Genomic DNA, 18,327 nt, shown 5'->3' with positions numbered 1-18,327 from the left:
TTTAGTCGCTTCCGCACTGCCGGTATGCGAATGCTGGCATCGTTTAGCTTTTTCACGTTTACAAGCCATACCCGTTACACACGACTTTAGAAAACAATGACGGGTGTTTACATAAAATGTATTATTTTTACGCGTTATTGAAACTTAAAGAGAAATGCGTTGTCAGCTTAAGGAGTGCCAAAAAACAGTGATCAAAGCGTCAAAATTTTGAATCGATCGCTTGTGATCTGTAAATCTCTGTTTTACATTAGTGTGCGTCAGGAAGACGAATACAAAACAGCATCGGATGCAAAATATTGGTTAGGATCGTTAACGATCCGTAGTTAACGCAGATAATAAGAGACGAATATGTATCGTTCTGGTAAAGGTTTCGGTTTAACCGGTGTCGCTGTAGCAGTATTGTTTATGATTCTGACCGCAGTATTCAGTTCTTCCGCAAAATCTACAGAATTAACGGTCGCTGAGCAAAGCTCACAAGACATCTAATAAGTGCACTTGATTTAATCGTATAGTGCAACTTAATCAACACATCTGCAAAGCAGGCGGGTAAAGTCATGTCTGCTGAAAAATCATTATCACACTGTCTACCGGCCACGAACATCATTCTTTTTTAGTACGACATTCATACGCCGGGATCTCAAGCATAGACCACTTTTTATTTTTTTCTATTTTTTTCGCGATTAATTAGCTTCTGCTGTGGATGCTTCTTAAGCAGAACATAGGTTGCCCCAAAACCACCGTGCATTGGTTGGGCGGTATGCCAGGCGATTACCCAGTCTAATTCCCGTAGCCAGTGATTCACGTAGCTCTTTTTTAACGCTGGAATGGGTTGACTGTTTTCACCTTTGCCATGTTGAATAAGCAGTGCGCGGGAGCCGCGTTCATGGGCTTTTTTCAGCTTCTGATAAAGCAGGTCGCGACATTCTTTCAAAGTAAGATTTTTTAGTGAAACACGCTGTTCGATATCGTATTTCCCTAACCGCAGATTCTTAAATACGCCATCCTGAATACCGGGCTGTTGATAAGCAATAAAATCATCAGGTTTAACCGGCTTCACATTCTCCATACTCAGTGGGTTGAATATTTCAGGGGACTCTTGTGCCAGAGCTGCGCGTCGTGCCTTCTTTGCCAGGCTGTCATGACTGTCGTGATTAAAAACTTTGTCATCAGAGGTGATGGGTTTTACATCGCCCATTTCTTCCATAAAGGAACGCAGATCGTCATCTTCAAAGTGATGGTCCATAGTTCACCTCCTAATCAACTCTTCTTACTTATACGTGAAAACGGCGTCGTTGTTCACTGACAGCATTGTGCCCGCATTTTAGCGGCAACTGCAATATGTGGGGTTATCGACTGCCGGTTTACTGAGCATCTCTTACCGGAATGTCACTAAAAAAGCCGTGAACAGACTCGCTTCACGGCTTTGATTTTTTGGTTTAACGTGGACTTATCCCGTCTTTAGCGATGTCACATTAGAGGCAGAATCATGTGCGTTCAGATGTCGGTCAAAACTATCGACGTTTACTACCTGCAAACGGAGTTTATCGGCATTCCTGATTTTACAGGCTTCATCTTCGGTGATGATGCCGTCTTCAAGTAGCTTATCGCACAACTGAAAGAGTGAACCTTTATCTTTTACCGAACCATTTTTACGGGCCTTCCTTAATTTTCGGTTGAGCGGTTCGAGGGCAAGGATTGCATCATACGCCTGTTGTAATACGGCGATGGGATCGTTGGCATTGTCGGTATAAACTTGCGGCGTGAGGCGGGTACGGAGTTCACTGTTCTCACACAGCGAGTCGCTTATTGCCAGCGTGAGTTTATCGGCTGGTGGCGCATAACTACGGCCAAACGGAAACACAATGCGTCGCAGTAGCCAACCGGTAACCGGATTCGAAATATGGCGGGTGAATCCGTACATGGCGTCTTCGCATTGTTTGAGTGCTCGGGCTACGAGATAGTCTACATAAACCTGCTCATCTCTACGGTAGCCTCGCTTGTGGTGATGATACAGTACGGCAGACGTGAGATAGAGTTGACTGAGTACATCACCAAGACGGGCAGACAACAACTCGCGACGTTTTAGTTCACCGCCTAAAACCAACATAGCAATGTCGCTGTAAAGGGCCAATGCCTTACTCATTCGTTCGAGTTGACGGTAGTGCTTTTTATTGGCTGTTTCTGGCGCACTAATCAACCGCCCGCCAGTGAGGCCATGGAAAAATGAGAACAAACCATTACCCACAGCAAATTTCACATGTTTACCAAGTAATGTTTCGAAGTCAGACAGTGCCTGTTCCTGGTCGGGATTGGCGGCAGCAATCAATTCATCGAAGACATATGGGTGACAGCGGGTAGCACCCTGACCGAAGATCATCAGGTTTCGGGTAAGAATATTGGCACCTTCCACGGTAATGGAAACCGGCATGGCCATGTAAAGTGATGCGAGATAATTATTCGGCCCCATTTGAATGCCCTTACCACCATGAATGTCCATGGCGATATTAACGCTGCTGCGGGCGGCTTCGGTCATGTGGTATTTTGCAATTGCTGTTACCACCGAGGGTTTGTTGCCCTGATCAATGGCCATGGCGGTCATCTGCCGCACGGCTTCTGTCATATAGGTATTGGCACCTAATGTCGCCAGGCCCTCAGCCACACCTTCAAATTTATACAATGGACTATTGAATTGCTGGCGCACCATGGCATAAATCGCTGTGGTACGAGCGCTGAGTTGGCAGTTACCGGTTGAAAGTGCTGGCAGCGATATGCCTCGTCCGGCAGATAAGCACTCAATCAGCATTTTCCAGCCTTTACCTGCATAATCTGGCCCACCAATGATCCAGTCTACCGGGATGAATACATCCTTGCCTCGTGTAGTACCGTTCATAAATGCCTGTTCCAAAGGCAAATGACGATCGCCGGTTTCAACACCAGGGTGTGACGTAGGGATCAGCGCACAGGTAATGCCGATGTTCACTTTGTCGCCCAATAGCTTATCTGGGTCGGAAAGCTTGAATGCCAGGCCCAAAACCGTGGCCACGGGAGCTAGAGTAATATAGCGCTTGTCCCAGTTGAGTCGAATTCCTAAGGTTTCTTTGCCTTCGTGCTCGCCCATGCAAATCACGCCAGTATCGGGGATGGCGCCGGCATCTGAACCGGCTTCAGGAGCAGTAAGGGCAAAGCAGGGGATATCTTCACCACTGGCTAAACGGGGAAGCCAGTAGTTTTTCTGCTCTTCGGTGCCGTAGTGGCTTAATAGCTCTCCGGGGCCAAGAGAATTAGGCACCATCACGGTGACACCGGCACTCAGCGAGCGGCTGGAAATTTGCGAGACAATGGTTGAGTTAGCGAAGGCTGAGAACTCTTTACCACCATATGCTTTTGGAATGATCAGCGAGAAAAAACCGTGTCGGCGCATGTAATCCCAGGCTTCAGGCGAGAAGTCTTTACGTTCATGAATGGCGTCGAAATCGTCAATCAGACTCATCAATTTAGGCACATGAACGTCAATAAACGCTTGTTCTTCATCCGACAATTCCGGTTTAGGAAAGGCCTGTAGTTTTTCCCAGTCAGGGCGGCCCTGAAAGAGATCAGCTTCCCACCAGGTACTGCCTGCTTCCATGGCTTCGCGTTCAGTTTGGCTCAGCGGCGGAAGAATGCGTTTGAACAGATCAAAGATTGGTCCGGTGACCAGTGAACGGCGAATCGAACTTACGCCGAAAACAATTGCACCAGCAATAATAGCGACAATGAGTATGAACCACATAAATGTATCCGACATATCTGAAATGTGAATGATATGTATAATTTAAACGACCGTTTGAATTTCGGCAATGTCCAATTTTGTTAAATTGCGTGATGGGGTAGTGTAATAACTGATTACGTTCTGCAGTGCTCATTGTTCGGTTTATAAAGAGCTATACACATATTCCATTGGCCTGCTGGGGCAGAAAGCCGCTGAAAAGTGTGAGTAACCCGATATCTTGTCATTTTTGTCAGGCAATTTATCTGCCCGACAAAAATGTCTGGTCTGACCCGGGCAGTCTGTTTACTCTGCGATGTGACTCTTGTAATCATGCACAACGGAAAGAAAAGAACTTAACAGCGGGGAATGGTTGTCTTTAAGGTAAACGCAACTTAAATCCAGTGTGGCATTTTCCGGCAAATGATTTAGCGGCCTGTAGACCACCCCAGGCATAGACATGCTGGTAGTGGAAGTGGGAACAAGGCATACACCGAAGCCGCCGGATACAAGTGCAACGCCGGCTACAGCATCGTTCATAACCTGTGCGATATTCATATTCACACCGCCTTCCTGAAAAATACGTACGACTAAATCAACAAAGTTTGGACGAGAACTGTTAGGAAAAACGATTAAAGGTTCCCCTGCCAATGAGGCCAGGTCGATGCTGGAATGCGCGGCAAGAGGGTGGCTCTGGTGAAGCGCTACCATAAGGTTTTCCCGCAGGATCTGTATTGAGTCTATATCGCTGAGCGGCGGTAGCATACGATTAAAACCCAGAGATATTCGCTTTTGTCGAAGTGCTTCGATTTGTTCTCCCTTGTTCATTGAGTGCAATACAACATGTACTTCCGGGTATTGTTGTTTGAATTGTTGCAATATTTCAGGAATGGTTTTAAGAATACCTGAACCGAATACCGCTACATCCAGTCGGCCCATTAATCCCTGACCTGCTCTGCGGGTTCGCTCCTGAGCCAGCTCCATCAGACTAAGTATATTCTTACTTTCAGTAAGGAACAGTTTGCCTGCTTGAGTCAGTTCCACCCCTTTTGACGTACGATCAAAGAGTTGAACACCTAGATCCTGCTCCAGTTGCTGGATTTGACGGGTCAGCGGAGGTTGAGAAATAAACAGCCTTTTTGCAGCCCTCCCGATGTTTTTTTCCTCGGCAACTGCCACAAAGTACCGCAACTGGCGCACGTCCATAAACACTCCTGTTAACACTTTCTTAATACCCTGAAGGTATCAAAGCGGGCTGTCAATAGTATTGGAAGGTAATTAACAGCGATTATACATTTCATTCACAACACATGGCAGAGCAATCTGTCGTGATTGGTCCGGGCATAGTGCAAACAGCGAGGAAACACACTATGGAGGAGAAATGGATGAAAGAAAATAATAAAAAATCTGCATTAAAAACCCTGTCAGTTGCCGTTCTCTTAGGTCTTGGCGTCAGTCATGTCGCCAACGCCACAACCATCGATACCAGCAATCCGAATCTGCGTATCCGCTGGGACAACACGGTTAAGTACAGTGCGTCTTTCCGGGTTACCGACCCTGACGCAAAAGTGGCCGATAGTTCAATTGGCCCTCAGGCTAATACTAATGATGGCGACCTTAATTTTGATAAAGGTCTGGTGTCGAACCGGATAGATTTACTGTCTGAATTCGACCTCAGGTACAAACGTAATTACGGCGTGCGTTTTAGTGCTGCTGCCTGGTACGACTCTGTCTATCACGAGTCCAATGACAACCCCGCTGAACTCGGTGGCGCATTGGTTAACTCTGTATCGGTCGGCCCGAATGAATTTACGGCAGAAACGGAAGGTTTGCACGGGCAGTACGCCGAACTGCTGGATGCCTTTGTATACGGCAGTTTCACTCCGGGGAAAAAAGCACTGAACCTGAAGGCCGGTCGCTTTACTCAATTGTATGGTGAATCGCTTTTCTTCGGCTCGAATGCTATGGCCGGTGCCATGACCTCTCTGGATCTGGCCCGGGCGCTTTCCGTTCCAAATTCTGAATTTAAAGAAGTGGCACGCCCCACAGCGCAGCTGGCCGGCCAGTTACAGTGGAACTCTAAGCTGACACTGGCGGCTTACTATCAGGTGGAATGGCGTCGAAGCCGCCTGCCGGCAGCCGGGAGCTATTTCAGCTTTGCAGATTTCGTAGATAAAGGTGGTGAGTCGCTGATCCTCGGCCCCGGCGTGGTTGCCTTTCGCGGCGATGACATCACGCCTGAGGAAAGCGGCCAGTACGGTCTGCAGATCCGCTACAAAATTAATGATTACGAAGTGGGTTTCTACCACGCGAACTTCCATGAAAAACTGCCTCAGTTCTATGTCCGTCCGGGTGTAAATGTCACTGAAGGTGGCATCGGCGACTACGTGCAGGTGTACGGTGAAGATATCAAACTTTACGGCATGAGTGTCAGTACCCTGGTGGGGGAAACCAACGTAGCAGCAGAGATGTCACTGCGCACCGACATGCCACTGGTAGCCATCGGTAATACCGTCATCCTTCCCGGAGATACTGTCTCCGATGGTGGTAATAATTCCGCTTTCCCCCGTGGCGATACTTTCCATTTTAACGCCTCGGCTATCACCATTTTAAATGAAAGCAGCGTTTGGGATGCCGCGAGTTTTGTGGGTGAGTTTGCTTTTAACCGTCGACTTAACATTTCTGAAAATGCCGATCAGCTGGATCCACTGGCAACCCGTGATGCCAGCGCCGTGCAGTTCGTGTTCTCGCCGGAATACTTTCAGGTTATGCCGGGGCTCGATCTTCAGGTGCCCATCGCTATGGGATATGGCCTGTCCGGTCGTTCGTCTGTTAATGGCGTACTTTTTCCGGCTGAGCACGGCGGTAACGTGAGCCTTGGGGTGAAAGGGGACTACAACCGTATCTGGCGCTTTGGTGTGAGCTTTACCAAATATATCGGTGACGCCGGCTCTGTAATCCAGTACGACACTGAAGTTCCTATGCTGTCCTACAAGAATTTCCACGGCGACCGTGACTTCATCTCATTTTCGATTCAACGCACTTTCTAAAGGAATAACCATATGAAAGCTATGATCAAAACCGGAATTGCTGCCGCGCTGGCGCTGAGTTTATCTCCGCTGGCACTGGCAAAAGCCAGTGACGCCGACGCGGCAAAACTGGGTGACACCTTAACGCCATTGGGTGGAGAAATGGCCGCCAACGCCGATGGCTCAATCCCTGCCTGGACAGGCGGTATCAAAGATAACGTGGCGGGCGACCATGCCGGTGACATCCCGCTGGATTTGTTTGCTGACGAGAAACCGCTTTATAAGGTAGACATTAACAACTATGAGCAATACAAAGACCAGCTCAGCAAGGGCACGATAGCCCTGATGAAAAAGTACCCGGATACATTTTATGTGAATGTCTATCCAACCCACCGCACGGCAACGGCGCCCGAGTATGTTATTGAGGGCACCAAACGTAATGCCACCCAGTGCGAGCTCACCGAAAACGGCTACAGCATCGATGGCTGTATCGGCGGTATCCCATTCCCCATTCCGGAAAATGGCAACGAGGTAATGTGGAATTTTCTGCTACGGGTAGAAGCCCCTTCCATCGAATACACGTTTAAGAATGTGGTTGGGAATGCTGACGGCTCCCATACTCTTGCTACCCGTAACGAAATTGCCTTCCAGTACCCGCCTTATTACAGAGATGCGGATCCGGATGACTGGAACGGGGAATATTCCATGTTCCGTTTCAACACCATGGAGCCACCATTTAAAGCCGGTGAATCTCTGGTGATCCGCGACAGCATCGACGCTGACAACCCCCGTAAAGCCTGGCAATACCTGCTCGGACAGCGACGTGTTCGTCGTGCTCCTACCGTTGCTTACGATACGCCTGACTTCGTGGCCTCCGGCGCGAACTACTTCGATGAGGTACAGGGCCTGTTAGGACACATTGACCGCTTTACCTGGACGCTGAAGGGCAAGCAGGAAATGCTGGTACCGTACAACGACAACGGATTTATCAAGCCTTCGGCAGACGAAGCCATCAGTGAGTACCACCTCAACCCGGAGCACGTACGCTGGGAGAAGCACCGCGTGTGGGTGGTAGAGGCAAATGTCGCTGAAGGTAGTCGTCACGCCGTACCCAAGCGCACCTATTACATCGACGAGGACTCCTGGGTGATTCTGCTGATAGACGGTTACGACGCCGAGGGCAACTTGTGGAGAACCTCTCAGCTGACTCCCTTTGTGGTGCCTGCCGTACCGGCGGTATTGATTAAAACTGCCACCGTATTCAACCTGCAGGCAAAAACCATGAGTGTGATTCAGTCACTGAACGGTGAAAGTTTTCACGTGGTAGATGCCAAGCCTGAAACTTACTTCACTGGTGACGCCGTAGCTGCAGATGCGGTGAGATAGTCGTGCGGAGGAGGGGCGTGAGCTCCTCTTTTATCGGTTTGAGACTTTACGGAAATTGCCTCACATGAAACGAGTAATGAAATCTCTTGTATGCGGTCTTGGATTTTTTGTTTCCGGTCTGACGTTGACTGCTGCCAGCGCTGCAGAAAAGCCAATGAGCGATACCTTAAAGCAGGTGCTGACGTCGGATGCCAAGCGCAACAAAATCAGTCTGCAGAGCCTGCAACTTGCATTGGACAACGCCGGCTCAAGGCTGGTATCAGTAGGTGAGCGGGGCGTGGTACTGCTGTCAGATGATAACGGCGAAAGCTGGCGTCAGGCCGAAAAAGTGCCGGTTTCGGTCACCCTAACCTCGGTAAGCTTTGCCGATGAAAACAACGGCTGGGCCGCCGGGCACAGTGGCATAATCATCCATACCGTGGATGGCGGAGAGACCTGGGAAGCCCAGCTTAACGGTGCAGAAGCTGCGGAACTTGCCATGGCTGAAGCACTGAAAATGATAGAAAACGACGAAGAAGCCGGCGAAGACGCTAAAAGAAATGCCGGTTACCTGGTCAAGGAAGGGGCTGACAAGCCTCTGCTGGCTATTCATTTTGCCAATGACAAACGCGGCTGGGCCGTGGGCGCGTATGGTCTTGCGCTGGCGACGGATGATGGTGGACAACACTGGTATTCCATTATCGGACGATTGCCCAACGACATGGGGAGCCATCTTTATCAGGTCCTGGAGAAGGGCAATGAACTTCTGATTATCGGTGAGCGGGCAGCCGTGTTTGCATCTGATGATAGTGGTAAAGCTTTTAAGCGGGTGAATACGCCCTACATCGGCAGTTATTTTGATGGTTTGTTGCTGGAAAATGGCGCAACGCTGCTCTACGGACTGCGCGGTAATATCTGGCTGCAACCCGCCGATGGCAGAGCATGGCAGCATATCGATACCGGCATGGAAGTGACGCTGACCAGCGGAGTTGTTTCGCCTGACGATACTATCTTACTGGCTGATCAAAGCGGGCAGATTTATCGCTCGGCAGATAACGGTGCGCACTTTGACCTGCTCGGGCAAACACCATTTGGTGGCATCACAGATTTCATTGCAACAGACAGCGGCTTTGCCGTGAGTACATCCCGCGGCACGCACGTACTGAAACTGGAAAACCTTGTGCAGGGAGGTAGTCGTTGATGAGTGCACAACACACCAGAGAGGAAACACTGATCCGAAACCTGGAAGATTTTGACACCGGATCAGGCCGTCTGCTGGAAAGAGCTATCTTTAATTTCCGTCCGCTGATCATCCTGTTGTGTCTGGTGGTGACGGCGGTACTGGCCTATCAGTCGGCACGCCTGGAATTAAGTGCTGGCTTTCAGAAAATGATCCCCGGCAATCACCCTTATATCGTGAATTTTCTGGAAAACAGTAAACAGCTGGCTGATACCAGTAACGCCCTAAGAATTGCGGTAGAAAATGAGAACGGCACCATCTTTGATGCTGACTATCTGGAAACTCTGCGACAGCTCAATGACGAATTATTCCTGATGCCCGGTGTTGAGCGGCCGTTTATGAAATCTCTCTGGGCACCGTCAGTCCGCTGGACGGGTGTTACCGAGGAGGGGCTGGATGGTGGGCCGGTCATTCCTGACAATTACGATGGCTCGGTAACCAGCCTGGATCAGGTGCGCCTCAACGTGGAGCGTTCCGGCGAGGTAGGTCAGCTGGTGGCGTCTGATTACACATCCAGCATTATTCTGCTTCCGCTCAGGGAAACCAATCAGGACGGCGAGCAGATTGATTATCATGAGCTTTCCGGCTATCTCGAATCGGTACGTGACAAGTATCAGCAAAACGGCATTAAGATCCACATTACCGGTTTTGCCAAGGTGGTGGGAGACCTCATCGACGGCCTGCAGCAGGTGCTGGTGTTCTTCGCGATTACAATTGGCATCTGCACAATAGTGCTCTTTATCTATACCCGCTGTATCCGAAGTACGCTGCTGGTGGTGGTGTGTTCTCTGGTGGCGGTAGTCTGGTTGCTTGGCCTGTTGCCAACGCTTGGCTACGAGCTGGATCCATACTCTATTCTGGTTCCGTTTCTGGTGTTCGCTATCGGTATGAGCCACGGTGCCCAGAAAATGAATGGCATCATGCAGGACATTGGTCGCGGAATTCATAAGCTGCTGGCAGCACGCTATACCTTCCGTCGGCTATTTGTGGCTGGTATTACGGCGCTGGTTTCTGACGCTGTAGGATTTGCCGTTTTGATGGTGATTGATATCCCGGTGATTCAGGATCTGGCCGTCACCGCCAGTATCGGCGTGGCAGTACTCATATTTACCAATCTCATTCTGTTACCGGTATTGCTTTCCTATACCGGGGTGTCTGCCAGTGCCGCTGCCCGCAGTGTGAAAGCGGAACAGCGTGATGCGAAAGACATCAACCATACCAAACATCCGTTGTGGGCTTTCCTGGATTTATTCACCCGCCGTGGTGTCGCAACGGTTACGGTTATCGCTGCACTGGTACTGGGGCTAGGTGGTGTCATCATCGGTTCGCAGGTAAAAATCGGTGATACCGATCAGGGCGCGCCAGAGCTTCGCCCGGATTCCCGTTACAACCTCGATAATGCCTATATCACGTCCCACTACGCCACCAGCAGTGATGTATATGTGGTGATGGTGAAAACCGGTCAGTACGCCTGTGCCCACTACAGCACCCTGATGGATGTGGATGCTTTGGAACAATCGCTGCGTCAGCTTCCGGGAGTAGTGACCACATCATCCCTGGCAGGTCTTGCCAAAGTAGCGAATGCCGGTATGAACGAGGGGAATCTGAAATGGTACGGCATCCCGCCTTCACAGGGCATGCTCAATGCCATCATTACCCGGGCTCCCCGGGAAATGTTTAATCAGAACTGCGACTTGCTGACCATTTTCGCCTATCTGCAGGACCATAAATCTGACACCCTGAATGATGTGGTGAACACTGTCGAAGCCTTCGCCGCTGAGCATAATAGTGACGACATTACCTTTCTCAATGCGGCTGGCAATGCGGGCATAGAAGCCGCCACCAATATCGTGGTGGAAAAAGCCAATACCCAGATGCTGCTGTATGTTTATGCCGCTGTCATTCTGCTGGCATTCCTAACCTTCCGCTCGTGGCGTGCAGTGCTGTGTGCTGTATTACCGCTGATGCTGACGTCTGTGCTCTGTCAGGCTCTGATGGTATGGCTCAATATCGGCGTTAAAGTGGCGACACTGCCGGTAATTGCCCTGGGCGTGGGGATCGGGGTGGATTATGCGCTTTATATACTGACGGTAGTTAAAACCCGTCTTAGCGAAGGGGCTAACCTGTCTGATGCCTATTACGATGCATTGTTGTTTACCGGCAAGGTGGTGGTACTTACCGGTATCACGCTGGGTATTGCGGTTGCTACCTGGGTGCTTTCACCCATTAAGTTCCAGGCCGATATGGGAATTCTGCTGGCCTTCATGTTCATCTGGAACATGCTGGGAGCACTAATTCTGCTGCCAGCGCTGGGTCACTTTTTTCTAAAAGAACAAAAGGCATAATCGATATAAGAAAGTAAAATTTAACAAAATAGTAACACAAGGGTGAGGATTCACCTTATGATGGAGGTCGAAAGACCTCCATGCATGTTTCACGATTTTTACTGAGTGGACCAGAATCATGATAGCAGAACATCATATTGAGAAAGAAAAGGCGTTAGTAGATAAGTTCGATTTGCGCTCGAAACTCCGGTTCAATCAGGAGACGGGTAAGATCTGGCTTGGTGAAAACCGTCTCCTGCTTTTTCATGCCAAAGCCATGATGGAGATGCGGGCAAAGCTTTTCGATACCCTCGACAGTGATTCTGCTAAACGCATTCTTATTCGTATGGGCTATGTGGCCGGCGAGCAGGATGCAGATCTGGCGCATAAAATGGCCAATGAAAAGCCAGACTATGATGTGTTCAGTCTGGGTCCCGAAATGCACGCTTTTGAGGGGCAGGTACGTTCTCACATTACCGACTATGATATTGACTGGAAAGACGGCCGTTTCTTCGGAGAGGTCATGGTAGAAAACTCCTGGGAAGCAGAAGCGCACTTGCAATCTATGGGGCTGAGTAGCGAAGCAAGTTGCTGGACAATTATCGGTTATGCATCAGGGTATACCAGCCGCTTCTTTCGTCGTTTTATTGTATTCAAAGAAACAGAATGCATGTGTAAGGGCGAGGCTCACTGCAAGTTTATCGGTAAACCTGCTGACTGCTGGGATGACGAGGCCTACGTAGACTTATTTCGTGATGCACCACTTGAACCGTCGTTCCGTGCTATCGAAGATGAACTGAACCAGCTGAGGGGAAAACGTAAGGTCCGTCACGATACTGACGGCCTGGTTGGCGCGTCGCCTCAGTTTACCAATGCCCTGAATTTGCTGAAGCGTGCTGCTGATACCCCCATCAATGTGCTGTTGCTGGGTGAGACCGGAGTGGGTAAAGAGGTGTTTGCCCGCTGGTTGCACGAGCACAGTCCCAGAAAAGATGCCCCCTTCATTGCGGTTAACTGCGGGGCAATTCCTGATGAACTGATTGAGTCAGAACTGTTTGGTGTAAAAAAGGGCGCGTATACGGGGGCACAGGATTCCCGGCCAGGTCGGTTTGAACGGGCTGACGGTGGTACATTATTTCTCGATGAACTTGGTGATTTGCCGTTATCAGCGCAGGTTAAACTCCTGCGGGTACTTCAAACCGGTGAAGTGGAGCGACTCGGTGATGATGTGGTTCGCAGAGTCAACGTGAGGCTTGTAGCTGCCACTAATGTGGACTTGCAGAATGCCATCAAAGAAAGTCGCTTCAGGGCCGATCTTTATTACCGTATTGCCACTTATCCGGTGAGTATACCGCCTCTCCGTGAGCGCCTGGCAGATATCATAATGCTGGCCGCATTTATGGTAGATAAATTCTCAGGAATTTATCAGAAAACGCTCAATGGATTTTCAGAGCGGGCTGTGCAGGCTTTATCCGCGCACGACTGGCCGGGTAATGTGCGAGAACTGGAAAACGTCATCGAGCGAGGCGTGCTGCTGACGGGGGAGGGGGAACAGATCGAGGTGGAGTCTCTGTTCGTCGCGGTACCGGACGCGGTGCAGGAAAAGCTCGACGGGCCTGATACGGTTTCACAGAGCGGCAATATCACAGCGGTAGATAAATCGCCGGAGTTTAATGAAGGTTTCTATGACCGTCTGCTGGAAGACGGACAGTTCGACATGGCCCAGCACGAACAGCAGCTGTTTGAGGCGGCGGTTCGCAAAGCCGATGGCAACCTGACTCACGCCGCCCAGTATCTGGGTGTGACCCGGCGACAACTTGCCTATCGGATTAATGAGAAAAGTCGCTAAAAAAGTGGCCGGAAAGCATAAACTTTCTGGCCTGTTCATTGTTAAAGTTTTCGCCAGCTAACCTCTTGCACGGCGATGTTTCATACCTGCCATAACTTCCGCCAGACGTTCTACCGCACCAATGGATTCACCCGGGTCGATGACGGCATGAGGATTTCCGAAATCATTCTCTGCACCGGTCTGCACCAGCAACCCATCTCTGCGCGGATAGAAGGACACTTTCTTGGAAAAGTATTGTACGCCGTAAGTGACCTCGGGCTGAGGAATTAACTTACATGTCTGTCCGCGCACTGGCAGGATACTGTCATCAGCCAGAAGCGCCCTGGCACCGTAACCGGTGCAGTTGATGATGGTTTTTCTTCAAAGTTACTGAAGTCCTGCTTCTCCTTCAGCTCCCGATACACGATATCACCGCCTCCGGAGAGAAACACCTCCGTGAGCCCCGTGATGACCTTTAGTTTCGAAAGGAGTATCGGAGAGCTGAAACATTCTTGCCCATTCTACCGGGTTGCCGTGTAGGCCAAGCAGGGTCTGATATTTTCTGAAGGATGTTCGCGCCATCTGCTCCCAGATGCTGGCAAAAGGCTGCGCGTAGGCAGCAGAAATGATGCGGGAATCTGGTGACCAGATGCCAGTGGCAAAAGAGGATCGTACGTAAGGCGGCCGTTCTTTGGCATAAATAGTCACTTTTATCCCTTTACGCTGAGCCTGAATAGCGGTAGTCAGGCCAATAGCACCACAACCCAGTACCGCAATGGTTTTGACACCTGTCAGTGAGGCCATTTGCTCATTGTCTAATTTTTCGATTGTTATATCCGTATTAAGTACAAGCAAAGAGGCATAGAAAATAGCGATACTTTGTATCACAAGAACGTCTGGCTTCAGGTCGGTAAAGATTTAACCGAAAACACTGAGTCAGACCTGATTCATTGTTGCAGATACAGGAGACTATTATGCAAATCGAATTTTCAGGAAAAACCGCTATCGTCACAGGTTCTACGAAAGGGATTGGTCTGGCAACAGCATCAATGCTGGCAAATGCCGGAGCAAAAGTCTTCCTCACAGGACGAACAGAACAAAGCGTCAATGAGGCCGTAGAAAACCTTAAATCAAGATTTCAGGAAGCAGATATCACCGGAGTGGCGGCGGATTTGGGCACGGCTGAAGGCTGCAAAGTGCTTACCGATAAAGTTCCTTCCTGCGATATTCTGATTAACAATGTGGGCATTTATGGTGCCACGGATTTTTTTGAAATCAGCGATGAGGAATGGCAGCAGTATTATGATGTGAATGTAATGTCTGCAGTGCGCCTTTCCCGCCACTATGCCCCTGCCATGGCTGAGCAGAAATGGGGGCGGATTTTATTTGTTGCCTCAGAGTCGGCGATAAATATTCCGGTGGAAATGATTCAGTATGGCACGTCGAAATCTGCAATTCTTGGCTTATCCCGTGGACTTGCTAAACGTATGGCTGAAACAGGTGTTACAGTGAATGCCGTATTGCCCGGACCAACGCTTAGTGAAGGCGCTGAAAGTATTCTGCAGGATATTGCCAGCGAACGTGATATCAGCGTGGATGAGGCAGGCAAGCAGTTCGTAACGGAAAATCGCCCCTCTTCGATCACGCGTCGCTTTGCCAGTACCGAGGAAGTAGCGAATATGATTGTATATACCTGTTCAGAGCAGGCCTCAGCTACCACAGGCAGCGCCTTGCGCGTTGATGGTGGAATCGTCGATTTCATCATGTAACTAAGGTTAATGTGTGTCTGTCGGAAAAATGCCGACAGACCACAGGCTACTCGTTTTCCTGCCCGGGATGCATCACTCACTTCACTTTTATCTCTTCTACTTCAAGTGCCTCCGTCCATTTCGACTTCTTACCAACTTCAGCCAGTGTGCAAGCCAACCCAATACCATTCTTGCCTCATCGTATTTCTGACTACTGAATAAAACGCCCCTGGCTTTACAATTTTGTCAGGCACGCTGACAGCCTGACATTTACGTAAAGAAAAAGTTAAAGCTTCCTGTTTATTCTAATTGTCTGATTTTAATTAATTCAATAAAAACAATGTCATGAAAACGTGGCACGCATCCTGATATTGGTTAATAAATTGTTGCATTTGTAAGTACTGTTTTATCAATAACGGAGAATAATTATGGCGATGACAGGGGTATTACGTCCGGGACACGCAGTGGTACGGGTACTGGATCTGGAAGAGTCGATTAAGTTTTATCGTGATGTTATGGGCCTGGTTGAAACCGGTCGTGACGATATGGGGCGGGTCTATTTCAAATGCTGGGATGAGCGTGATCACAGCAGTTACATTATCCGTGAAGCAGAACAAGCCGGTGTCGATTTTATCGGCTTCAAGGTACTGGATAACGACACACTGGATAAGCTGGAAAAAGATTTAAACGATTACGGCGTGGAGACCCGCCGCATTGAGGCCGGCGACCTGATGGAAACCGGTGAGCGTGTACGCTTCACGCTGCCATCTGGTCATGAGTTTGAACTCTACGCAGAGAAAACCTCTGTGGGGAACGGGATGTCTATGGAGAACCCTGCTCCCTGGTATGAAGACAGCGAGCGGGGTATCGCACCGGTTCGCCTTGACCATGCGCTGCTGTACGGCCCTAACATTGCCGAGGTGAAAAAGATTTTCTGCGATGTGCTCGGCTTCTATCTTGTTGAGCGCGTGATCGGTGAAGACGGCAAAACAGAGGCGGGTATCTGGCTGTCCTGTTCTCATAAAGTCCATGATATTGCTTTCGTGGAATACCCTGAACCGGGCAAATTACACCACTGTTCATTCTTAATGGAAAGTTGGGAGCGGGTACTGAGAGCTGGCGACATCATGTCCATGAACGATGTCGCGGTAGATATCGGCCCGACCCGACACGGTATCACCCGCGGTTGTACCATCTATGCCTTTGACCCTTCGGGTAACCGCTTCGAGACCTTCATGGGCGGCTATCATCCTTATCCTGACTACGAAACCCTCACCTGGACCTGGGATAACTTTGCCCAGGGCCTGGATTACCCCCAGCGCAAGCTGCACGAAAGCTTCCTCACTGTTGTCAGCTAAGCGCCAGTACAGGAGTCAGTTATGAACGAGAGTATTGCGGCAAGCCCTGACCAGTTTGATATCACCCGTCAGTGGGTGCGTGTAACAGGCAAACGGGAAGACGGCTTTATTGAGTTTGATTTCAGTATGGGGGAGCCGGAAGTGTTTCTGGAAATGGTCCTGAAGGAAGATGACTTCAACGCATTTTGCCGGCAGCAACAGGTTGCTTTCCTGAGGACTGATAACGAGTCGGGAAACGCAGAAGTGTCACCCTGGGACTGGCGTCTGCATGACGCCACCCATCATTTCAGAGACGCCTGACACAGAAAAATTATCGCAAAGGGAGAGGTGGCAAGTGGCGCGAGCCGGCGTCTGTCACTATTAATCACTTATCCGGAGTAAACCGAGATGCAAATAGATGTACAAACGGTAAGCATTACACCGAAAAACACTACTTTTACTCATTTACAGAAGCGGTTCGGCAACAAGATTCCGTCCCGTTATCAGGAAGCCAGTTACGATCTGCAGGCGTGTGAAAACCTGCATTATCGTCCTACCTGGGCACCAGAGCAGCAGTTGTATGATGCGGAACTCAGCAAGATTCGCATGAACGACTGGTACGATTTGAAAGATCCCCGTCAGTTTTACTACAGCACTTACACCCTCAACCGGGCAAAAAAACAGGAAACCATGGAGTCTAACTTCTCCACAGTAGAAACCCTGAAACTGATTGAGAACCTCCCGGACAATGTACGGGATGATGCCCAGAAAGTGCTACTTCCACTGCGGCATGTGGCCTGGGGAGCAAACCAGAACAATACCTTTGTTTGCGGCTATGGTTACGGTGCCATTTTTACTCAGGCGTGTATGTACCATGCTATGGATAACCTCGGTATCGCCCAGTACCTTTCTCGTATTGGTCTGATGCTGGATGACGTGGTGGCCCTGGAAGGGGCAAAAATAGACTGGATGGAAGCGGATGCCTGGCAGCCACTTCGCCGCACTATGGAAGACCTGCTGGTGGTGCGTGATCCGGTAGAGCTGTTTGTTAAACAGAATTTTGTCCTAGATGGCTTGCTGTACCCGCTGGTGTACCTTCGCCTTGTTGATGAATTGATGGTTGAAGAAGGCGGCTCAGGGCTCTCTATTCTGACTCAGTTCATGAGCAGCTGGTATTCCGAATCTGCCCGCTGGGTCGATGCCATGGTTAAAACCATGGCAGCGGAATCTGATGCCAATCGTGCTCACCTCGAAAACTGGATCGATTCCTATTCTTCTCATGTTTCTTCTGTGCTGATCCCTGTGGCTGGTCTTGTTCTGGAAGGCAGTGAAGCGGATCAGGAAGTCGCCACTGTACACGAAGCCATGATGGCCCGCGCCCGCAAGCTTGGCCTGTTCAAACAGGAGAAAGCCTGATGTCTAACGTGTTCATCATTTTACAGGCCAACGAGGACACCCGTCCCATCGTCGAAGCCATCGAAATCGACAACCCTGACGCCGAAGTGGTGCAGGAGCCGGCCATGGTGAAAGTGGTGCGCCCTAATCACTTAGTGATTAAACGGGAAACCATCGAAGAACAGGTAGGCCGCGAATTCGATATGCAGGAAATCGGCATCAACCTCGTCACGCTAAGTGGCAACGTTGATGAAGACGAAGACAGCCTGACCTTAACCTGGAATAGCTAGATAAATTCAAGTCGCTGTCGGTGAAC

General features: G+C 49.7%; 16 protein-coding genes. 11 read left to right on the top strand and 5 right to left on the bottom strand.

The window, feature by feature from the left end; all coding sequences use genetic code 11:
* Positions 1 to 348 precede the first annotated feature (348 nt).
* Positions 349 to 486: a hypothetical protein gene (locus tag ACXAGX_RS09690; RefSeq protein ID WP_170826628.1), complete on the top strand. Its 138-nt coding sequence runs from the start codon at positions 349 to 351 to the stop codon at positions 484 to 486.
* A 169-nt stretch (positions 487 to 655) separates the two neighbouring features.
* Here ACXAGX_RS09690 and smrA read toward each other — a convergent pair whose 3' ends face one another.
* The 3 genes from smrA to ACXAGX_RS09675 all read right to left on the bottom strand — a co-directional run bounded on the left by smrA (position 656) and on the right by ACXAGX_RS09675 (position 4,951).
* Positions 656 to 1,243 carry a DNA endonuclease SmrA gene (gene smrA / locus ACXAGX_RS09685; protein ID WP_474817765.1) on the bottom strand — a complete coding sequence of 196 codons (588 nt, stop codon included), beginning with the start codon at positions 1,241 to 1,243 and terminating at the stop codon, positions 656 to 658.
* 204 nt (positions 1,244 to 1,447) lie between these two features.
* A complete protein-coding gene (locus tag ACXAGX_RS09680) occupies positions 1,448 to 3,769 on the bottom strand; it encodes an acyl-CoA dehydrogenase (RefSeq protein WP_474837990.1) in 2,322 nt (773 codons plus the stop codon).
* A gap of 282 nt (positions 3,770 to 4,051) precedes the next feature.
* Positions 4,052 to 4,951 carry a LysR family transcriptional regulator gene (locus tag ACXAGX_RS09675; RefSeq protein WP_474837988.1) on the bottom strand — a complete coding sequence of 300 codons (900 nt, stop codon included), beginning with the start codon at positions 4,949 to 4,951 and terminating at the stop codon, positions 4,052 to 4,054.
* 179 nt (positions 4,952 to 5,130) lie between these two features.
* On the opposite strand from ACXAGX_RS09675, the gene ACXAGX_RS09670 reads away from it, so the two are divergent.
* The 5 genes from ACXAGX_RS09670 (at position 5,131) to ACXAGX_RS09650 (ending at position 13,552) form a co-directional block, all read left to right on the top strand.
* Positions 5,131 to 6,795 carry a DUF1302 domain-containing protein gene (locus tag ACXAGX_RS09670; RefSeq protein ID WP_474837986.1) on the top strand — a complete coding sequence of 555 codons (1,665 nt, stop codon included), beginning with the start codon at positions 5,131 to 5,133 and terminating at the stop codon, positions 6,793 to 6,795.
* 12 nt (positions 6,796 to 6,807) lie between these two features.
* On the top strand, positions 6,808 to 8,160 hold the full coding sequence (locus tag ACXAGX_RS09665; protein ID WP_474837984.1) for a DUF1329 domain-containing protein: 1,353 nt from the start codon (positions 6,808 to 6,810) through the stop codon (positions 8,158 to 8,160).
* A 76-nt stretch (positions 8,161 to 8,236) separates the two neighbouring features.
* The gene (locus ACXAGX_RS09660; protein ID WP_474837982.1) at positions 8,237 to 9,340 is read left to right on the top strand and encodes a WD40/YVTN/BNR-like repeat-containing protein; all 1,104 of its coding nucleotides are present in this window, start codon (positions 8,237 to 8,239) and stop codon (positions 9,338 to 9,340) included.
* Complete coding sequence (locus tag ACXAGX_RS09655) at positions 9,340 to 11,724, top strand: efflux RND transporter permease subunit (protein WP_474837980.1); 2,385 nt, start codon at positions 9,340 to 9,342, stop codon at positions 11,722 to 11,724. Before ACXAGX_RS09660 ends, ACXAGX_RS09655 begins: the two co-directional genes overlap by 1 nt.
* Before the next feature lie 118 nt (positions 11,725 to 11,842).
* Positions 11,843 to 13,552 (top strand): sigma 54-interacting transcriptional regulator, encoded by a 1,710-nt coding sequence (locus ACXAGX_RS09650; RefSeq protein WP_474837978.1) that lies wholly within the window; start codon positions 11,843 to 11,845, stop codon positions 13,550 to 13,552.
* A 57-nt stretch (positions 13,553 to 13,609) separates the two neighbouring features.
* Here the strand turns inward: ACXAGX_RS09650 and ACXAGX_RS09645 are convergent, their stop codons facing one another.
* Both ACXAGX_RS09645 and ACXAGX_RS09640 read right to left on the bottom strand, forming a co-directional pair.
* Positions 13,610 to 13,843, bottom strand: a complete 234-nt coding sequence (locus ACXAGX_RS09645; protein WP_474837976.1) for a hypothetical protein — start codon at positions 13,841 to 13,843, stop codon at positions 13,610 to 13,612.
* A 117-nt stretch (positions 13,844 to 13,960) separates the two neighbouring features.
* A complete protein-coding gene (locus ACXAGX_RS09640; RefSeq protein WP_474837974.1) occupies positions 13,961 to 14,419 on the bottom strand; it encodes an FAD-dependent oxidoreductase in 459 nt (152 codons plus the stop codon).
* Positions 14,420 to 14,505: 86 nt separating this feature from the next.
* Here ACXAGX_RS09640 and ACXAGX_RS09635 point away from each other — a divergent pair, with 86 nt between their 5' ends.
* From ACXAGX_RS09635 to ACXAGX_RS09615, 5 genes are all read left to right on the top strand, one after another.
* Positions 14,506 to 15,300: an SDR family NAD(P)-dependent oxidoreductase gene (locus ACXAGX_RS09635; protein WP_474837972.1), complete on the top strand. Its 795-nt coding sequence runs from the start codon at positions 14,506 to 14,508 to the stop codon at positions 15,298 to 15,300.
* A gap of 407 nt (positions 15,301 to 15,707) precedes the next feature.
* Positions 15,708 to 16,637: a catechol 2,3-dioxygenase gene (locus ACXAGX_RS09630; RefSeq protein WP_474837970.1), complete on the top strand. Its 930-nt coding sequence runs from the start codon at positions 15,708 to 15,710 to the stop codon at positions 16,635 to 16,637.
* A 21-nt stretch (positions 16,638 to 16,658) separates the two neighbouring features.
* Positions 16,659 to 16,937 carry a phenol hydroxylase subunit gene (locus ACXAGX_RS09625; protein ID WP_474837968.1) on the top strand — a complete coding sequence of 93 codons (279 nt, stop codon included), beginning with the start codon at positions 16,659 to 16,661 and terminating at the stop codon, positions 16,935 to 16,937.
* A gap of 87 nt (positions 16,938 to 17,024) precedes the next feature.
* Positions 17,025 to 18,032: a ferritin family protein gene (locus ACXAGX_RS09620; protein WP_474837966.1), complete on the top strand. Its 1,008-nt coding sequence runs from the start codon at positions 17,025 to 17,027 to the stop codon at positions 18,030 to 18,032.
* Positions 18,032 to 18,301 carry an MmoB/DmpM family protein gene (locus ACXAGX_RS09615; RefSeq protein ID WP_474837964.1) on the top strand — a complete coding sequence of 90 codons (270 nt, stop codon included), beginning with the start codon at positions 18,032 to 18,034 and terminating at the stop codon, positions 18,299 to 18,301. The genes ACXAGX_RS09620 and ACXAGX_RS09615 overlap by 1 nt, the downstream gene beginning before the upstream one ends.
* The last annotated feature ends 26 nt before the right edge of the window (positions 18,302 to 18,327 follow it).

The sequence above is a fragment of the Alteromonas sp. ABV4_515 genome (assembly GCF_056160345.1).
This window is presented reverse-complemented; position numbering and strand designations above follow the sequence as displayed.